Below are 6,457 nucleotides of genomic sequence, written 5' to 3'. Positions count from 1 at the left end.
TTTGTCATAAACTAATTTTACACTAAAAACAGGTTTTTAGGAACCTGTTTTTTTCATATTTAAATACAAAAGGGGCGTCTCATTTTGAGACAGCCCCTTCTATCTTTTTATCTTAAGTTATTATAAGTTTTATTGTTAGAATTATATAGATAAACAATTTTAGGCGGAAATTTAAAATCTTATTTTTGCTCATTACTCGCCACTTATCCTTCTTAACTTTAATTTAAATTTAGTTCCAACGTCTAATATATCTTATACTCTATTTATCAGTCAACCCCTGGAAGTTACCCATAATATTGGATATATAAACCAACTAAAGAGTATAAATATTATTGATCCTTTAATATTTATATGAATACTATTTTGATGTTTTAAAAAGTATAACATAAAGAATATTATATTAAAAATAATCCCTATTGAATATATAATTATAAATTTATCCAATTCAATCATCTCCTCTTATAATCATCCAATTTTAGAATGAAATTTATATAATATTATAGATAAATAATTACAAAAATTAAATTTTATTAGGATTTATTATTAATACTATTAGACATTTATATATAAAATCCTTCAATATATTTTTTATTTTTATATGTTCATATGTGACTAAGTAATAATTTACTATATAATCATTTCATAGCTTTCAAAAAATAGTCCCTTTAATAATATTAAAATAGGGTTAGATTCTAAAATTAGAATCTAACCCTATTGCTTAAATTTTACTATAGAATTTATTAATTATATTATATCCTACAATTAAACCTTAATTTAATCAGCAATATCTTCTTTATGAACCATTCTTCTTAAAAAAGTCTTAATCTTATTAGTAATATCATCAACTATAGAGTACAAGACCGGAATGATTACTAAAGTCAAGATGGTAGAGAATAATAATCCACCAATTACAACTATGGCCATGGGTTGTTGAGTCTCTCCACCATCACCCATTCCAAAAGATAAAGGTAATAGACCTAAAACTGTTGTTAAGGTAGTCATCATAATCGGTCTTAATCTAATTGGCCCTGCATTTAAAATAGCTTCATCTCTATTCTCTTCTTGGCGACGAGTATTGATATAATCAATCATCACAATTGCATTATTAACAACAATACCAGCTAACATGATTATTCCGATAAATCCATTGACACTTAAAGCTACTCCAGTAACTGCTAATGCTAATACAGCACCCAATAAAGCTAAAGGAACAGTAACCATAATTATAAGAGGATGTACCAAAGATTCAAACTGTGAAGCCATAACCATATAAACCAAGATAACTGCCAAGACCATAGCAAGAGATAACTGTTTAAAGGAATCATTCATGTCCCCTGCTTCTCCTTCATAACTGATACTATATCCTGAAGGAATATACAAATTATTAATTCTGGTTTGAAGATCTTGCTGTACCTCATTTAAGCTTCTACTATAGATATCCATACCAACTGTAACAATCTTCTCTTGATTCTCCCGTTCAATCTCATTAGGACCTTTTTCCCGCTTGATTTCAACAATTTGAGATAAAGGAAGAATGACACCCTGTGATGAAGTAAGTTGAATATTCTTCAACTTATTAATAGAGTTGGTCTCACTACCATTTAATTTTAGTAAAATATCATACTCTTCTCCATCTTCTGTATAAGTACCTACAGTACTCCCTGCTACAGCAGTCTTAATAATAGAGGCAATCTCTGCTCTAGTAAATCCAAATTCTTTAGCCAATTTCTCATCGGTTATAATCTGAAACTCTGGTCTACTATCTTCTAAGCTAACTGCAATATTTCTAGTACCCTCAGTTGCTTTTACTTCTGTCAATACCTCTTGAGACAAGTCCATTAAAGTATCTAAGCTAGGTCCTTGAATAGTAACTTCAATTTCAGACCCCCCTCTGCCCTTTCTACCCATCATTGAGGTCTGAGCTACTACATTAATATCAGCATCTGGAGTATCTTTAATCTTATTTCTTACCTCTTCAGCAACTTCACTAACACTTCTATCACGTTTATCTAAGTCTACTAACTCTAATGTTATACTCCCTGAATTATCACTAACAGAGCTATAAATCAAGTCCATCTCAGGAATATCATAAAACTTACTTTCAACTTCCTTTACTATTGTATCAGTCTTCCCTGCTCTAGTATTTTTAGGCAATTGGACATAAACACTGATACTTCCTTGGTCAGTCTTAGGCATATACTCCAGTTTTAATGGTATAATATCCGTTTTAATCCCTATAGCACAAAAGATTAAAGCTACAAACAATATACCTACAACAATATATCTATGATGTAAAGACCATCTTAAAATACTCTTATATCCTCGATTAACCATTCCCTTATCATCTTCTGCATCCATATTCTGTTCAACATGTAGTAGCTTTGATGATAACATCGGAATAAAGGTTAAAGCTACAAATAAGGAAGCCAACAAGGAAAAGGTTACAGTTAATGCCAAAGGAGAGAAGATTTGAGCCAGCATATCCTCTATAAATACTACTGGAAGAAATACAGCAGCAGTAGTTAGAGTTGAAGCCAATACTGCGGTTCCCACTTCAGCAGTTCCTTCTTTAGCGGCTTTAATCCTAGTTTTTCCTGCTTGTCGATGGCGATAGATGCTCTCTAAAACTACGATTGCATTATCGACTAACATTCCTACCCCTAAAGCCAATCCACCCAAAGTCATCATATTTAAACTTAAATCACCAAAGTACATTAGAGCAAAAGCAGTAATAACTGAGACTGGAATTGCTGTAGCAATAATTATTGTACTTCTGATATTTCTTAAGAATATCCATAGAATCACAACAGCTAAAATACCACCTAACATAAAATTAAACTTTACATTAGAGATAGAGGCTTCTATAAATTCCGATTCATCGGAAGTAATTTCAACATTAAGTTCAGGCATCTCTTGCTTTAATCTTGCTAGCTCCTGTTTAACATCCCTAGCTACCTGTACAGTGTTACTTCCACTTTGTTTGAGCACACTTAAGCCAATACTTGGTTCACCCAATAAATAACTATAATCATCTATATCTTCATAACCATCCTTTATCTGAGCTACATCTGATAATTTCACCTGTAATCCATCAGATGTACTAATAATCAAATTTTCCAGGAGGCTTAGATTGTCAAATTCACCTATAGCTCGTAATGATATCTCCTTATCTCCCTCTTCAATTGAACCTACACTAATATTAGAAGAAGCAGCTTCTATGCTAGAAGTGATATCATCTAAAGTCAAGCCATAAGACATTAACACTTCTTGATCTGCTTCAATTTGAATTTGTCGTTTCAAACCACCAGTAACCTCTACTGAAGCAACCCCAACTATCTTTTCTAATGAAGTTTTAAATTTATCCTCAGCTAAATCTTTAAGAGTTTCTAAATCATCACCAGAAATAGACGCTCTAATAATTGGCTGAGAATTAGGATCAAAGGAGAGAATCTGAGGATTTTCAGCATCATCGGGTAAATTATCCTCCATTCTAGAAATTACATCTCTTAGATCATTTTTAGTTTCATCTAGATTTATCCCATAGTCCATCTCTAAACTTACTAAAGAGCTACCTTCTGAACTGGTTGAACTTAGAGTATCTAAACCATCTACTGTGGCAACCGCCTCTTCAATTGGTCTAGTAACTGTCTCTTCAATCTCTTCAGGACTTGCTCCATCATAGGTAGTTTTGATCATTAAGAAAGGAACTTCAATCTCTGGCATTAAATCTAAGGGTAATCTATTTAAAGCGATAGTCCCAATTAAAATAATCCCTAATATAATCATCGTAATTGTGATTGGTCGATCTATTGAAAAATCTGATATCTTCATTACTCATCACCTCTGCTTACTATCTTAACCTCAGACCCTTCTTTTACATTATCTATACCAGCTGTTACAACTTGATCCCCTACTTTAAGACCCTCTAGAACAACCACCTGCTCTTTATTGGAAATTCCTGTTTTAATATTGACCTTTTTTGCCTGATTGTCTTCAATTATATAGGTATAACTATTACCACTGTCATCTACTAAAACTCCATTTTGTGGTATGATTATTGTCTCCTTGACTTGATCTGTCTGTAAAGTAACTTTGGCATACATCCCAGCTTTGATAATATTATTCTGATTATCAATTGAAATCTCTACAGGATAACTTTTTTTAGTTGAGTCAGCTACTGGTGAGATATTCTTGATCTCTCCAATAAAACTTTTTTGCAAAACTTTAAAGTCAACTTGGACTTCCTCACCGATCTTAATTTTATTGATATTACTTTGACTTATATAAGTAATTAATTTGACTGTATCGATATTGGAAATAGTCATTATTTCAGAATTAGTAAAAACCATTTCCCCTTGTTCGATATCTACACTTGAAACTATCCCATCAATAGGAGCAGTTATTAAAGTATTACTTAAATCTAATTTAGCAGCTTTCAAGCTAGCTTCCCCTTGAGTCACAGCTCCCTTAAGAGCCTTGATCTCCTCTTGAGTAGCACCATCTTTGGTCAGCTTTAATGAATATTTAGCAGATTGATATTGACTTTTAGCTGTAATATAATCATTCTCTGCTTCTTCTAAAGTTTGATTTGAAATAACTCGTTGATCAAACAAATCCTTCTGCCTTTGATAATTCTTCTGAGCTTGTTGATAAGCAGCTTTAGCACTTATTAATTCGGATTCAAGCTGTAATACCTCTTCTTCTTTAGCTCCATTTAATGTTTCCGCTAAATTGGCTTGAGCTATTTCTAAAGAAGCTTTTGCTTGTTCAACTTGGATTAATGCAGAACTGTTATCTAAAACTACCAGCTTATCTCCTTGCTTGACCCTATCTCCAACTTCTACATATACTTTTTTTACTTCTTCTGAAGTTTTTGGAAGGATATTAACTGACCTATCTGCCTTAACTTCTCCTGCAAGGGTAATATAATTAGTTAAACTTCTTTTTTGAACCTGATTGACTCTTACAGAAGGCACTTTTTCACTACCTTGCTTATTTATAGGTGTAGACTCTGCTGATGCAGTTGCTTGCTGGGAGTTATTACAACCTATTGCTACTATACTTAAGATTCCTATCAAAATCATTATTGAGATCACTTTTCTATATTCAAATAATTGCTTTCTCATCTCTATACCTCCTAATTAATCTCCTTGCCCATGGCCTGATCTAGGTAGGCTAAGGTTACATTGTAATTATAGATCGCTTCATAATAATCGGTCTGTACCTCTTGATAAGTAGTTTGGGCTCCTAAAACATCATAACTAGTTACTATTCCCTTTTGATACTTTAACTCTGTCTGACTAAGATTATCTTCTGCTTCTTTTAAAGTCAAGCCCATTAATTTAATACTCTCTTCAGATTCAGATAAGTTTAAGATTTGAGTCCTGATTTCTAACTCTATATTATTTTCAAGTTCATCTCTTTGCACTTTATATTTCTCCAACTCTTTTCTAGCCTGCTCAACCTTAGAGTTATTAGCACCACCATCAAATAGATTATAGCTAAGAGTTAAAGCAGCACTCCAGACACCATCACTTATCTTTAATTTATCATCACTAGCATCATATCCACCACTTAAATTGAGACTAGGAGATTTATTAGCCCTGGCATTATCTAAATTTATAGTAGCAACCTCTTCTTCTAAATCGAGCACCTTAATATCTGCTCTATATAAAAAGGCATATTCCATCACCTCTTCAAAATTTATCTCTTCTCTTTTCCAATTAAGCTCTTCACTTAACTCTAAACCAGAGTTACTAGCTAGACCTAAAGTGTTCTTTAAGGTTAATTTATTTAATTCTAAAGAATGCTCTGCCTCTAAGAGATCTTGCTTAGCTTGGTTGAGACTGACCTTTGCCTTTAAGACATCTGTATTTGTTGAAATGCCTACTTCTCTATTAGCTTGAGCTATCCTGAGATAATCTTGGTTTTTAGTAACTGTCTTATTATAAAAGCTAACCATCTTCTTAGCTTTTAAGATATCATAATACTCTGCAACCACCTCTGCTCTTACTTCTTTTTTCTTTAGTTTTAATTCAAGTTTGGCAATCTCTATGTTCTTCTTAGCTGTCTCATAAGAATTCTTTAATAAGCCACCTTGATAGAGTGATTGTTGAAATTCTAAAGTTAAAGAATAAAGGCTACTACCACTATCACCTCCTGATTTGCTATAATTGCTATTTAAATCAATGTTCGGATAAAAATCTGCTTCAGCTTCTTTAAGCTGTTCTTCTGCAATTGCTATATCCTTTTCTAACTCTTTAATCTCATTATTCTGCTTTATTGCTAATTCAACTGCTTGCTCTTGGCTTAATGCTAAGCTTTTATTAAAACTGGCGTATGCTGTCGGTATCATAGTTAAACAGAATATAGCTGTAATTATTACTAAAATAAATTTTTTATTACTCATCTAGCTCCTCCTTTACATATCTTCTTTTATCTTCTAGTTATAGTATAG

The 6,457-nt window shown here is 32.5% G+C and carries 3 protein-coding genes; all 3 read right to left on the bottom strand.

Translation table 11 applies throughout. The annotated features are described in order from the left end of the window. Nucleotides 1–774: 774 nt before the first annotated feature. The 3 genes from ACTCDL_RS13230 to ACTCDL_RS13220 are packed head-to-tail and all read right to left on the bottom strand — an operon-like array spanning nt 775 to nt 6,409. Nucleotides 775–3,831, bottom strand: coding sequence for an efflux RND transporter permease subunit (locus ACTCDL_RS13230; RefSeq protein ID WP_463177623.1), 3,057 nt, complete (start codon nt 3,829–3,831; stop codon nt 775–777). Then, nucleotides 3,831–5,126 (bottom strand): efflux RND transporter periplasmic adaptor subunit, encoded by a 1,296-nt coding sequence (locus ACTCDL_RS13225; RefSeq protein WP_463177620.1) that lies wholly within the window; start codon nt 5,124–5,126, stop codon nt 3,831–3,833. The genes ACTCDL_RS13230 and ACTCDL_RS13225 overlap by 1 nt, the downstream gene beginning before the upstream one ends. Nucleotides 5,127–5,137: 11 nt before the next feature. Further along, complete coding sequence (locus tag ACTCDL_RS13220) at nt 5,138–6,409, bottom strand: TolC family protein (protein ID WP_463177617.1); 1,272 nt, start codon at nt 6,407–6,409, stop codon at nt 5,138–5,140. Nucleotides 6,410–6,457: the final 48 nt, after the last annotated feature.

The organism is Orenia sp., assembly GCF_055140805.1.
The sequence above is the reverse complement of the archived record's forward strand: the minus strand, read 5'-3'. Positions and strand labels throughout refer to the sequence as shown.

What these genes read in the sequence shown, in the direction of transcription:
- ACTCDL_RS13230 (WP_463177623.1), bottom strand. Translation starts at nt 3,831, where the DNA reads ATGAAGATATCAGATTTTTCAATAGATCGACCAATCACAATTACGATG.
- ACTCDL_RS13225 (WP_463177620.1), bottom strand. Translation starts at nt 5,126, where the DNA reads ATGAGAAAGCAATTATTTGAATATAGAAAAGTGATCTCAATAATGATT.
- ACTCDL_RS13220 (WP_463177617.1), bottom strand. Translation starts at nt 6,409, where the DNA reads ATGAGTAATAAAAAATTTATTTTAGTAATAATTACAGCTATATTCTGT.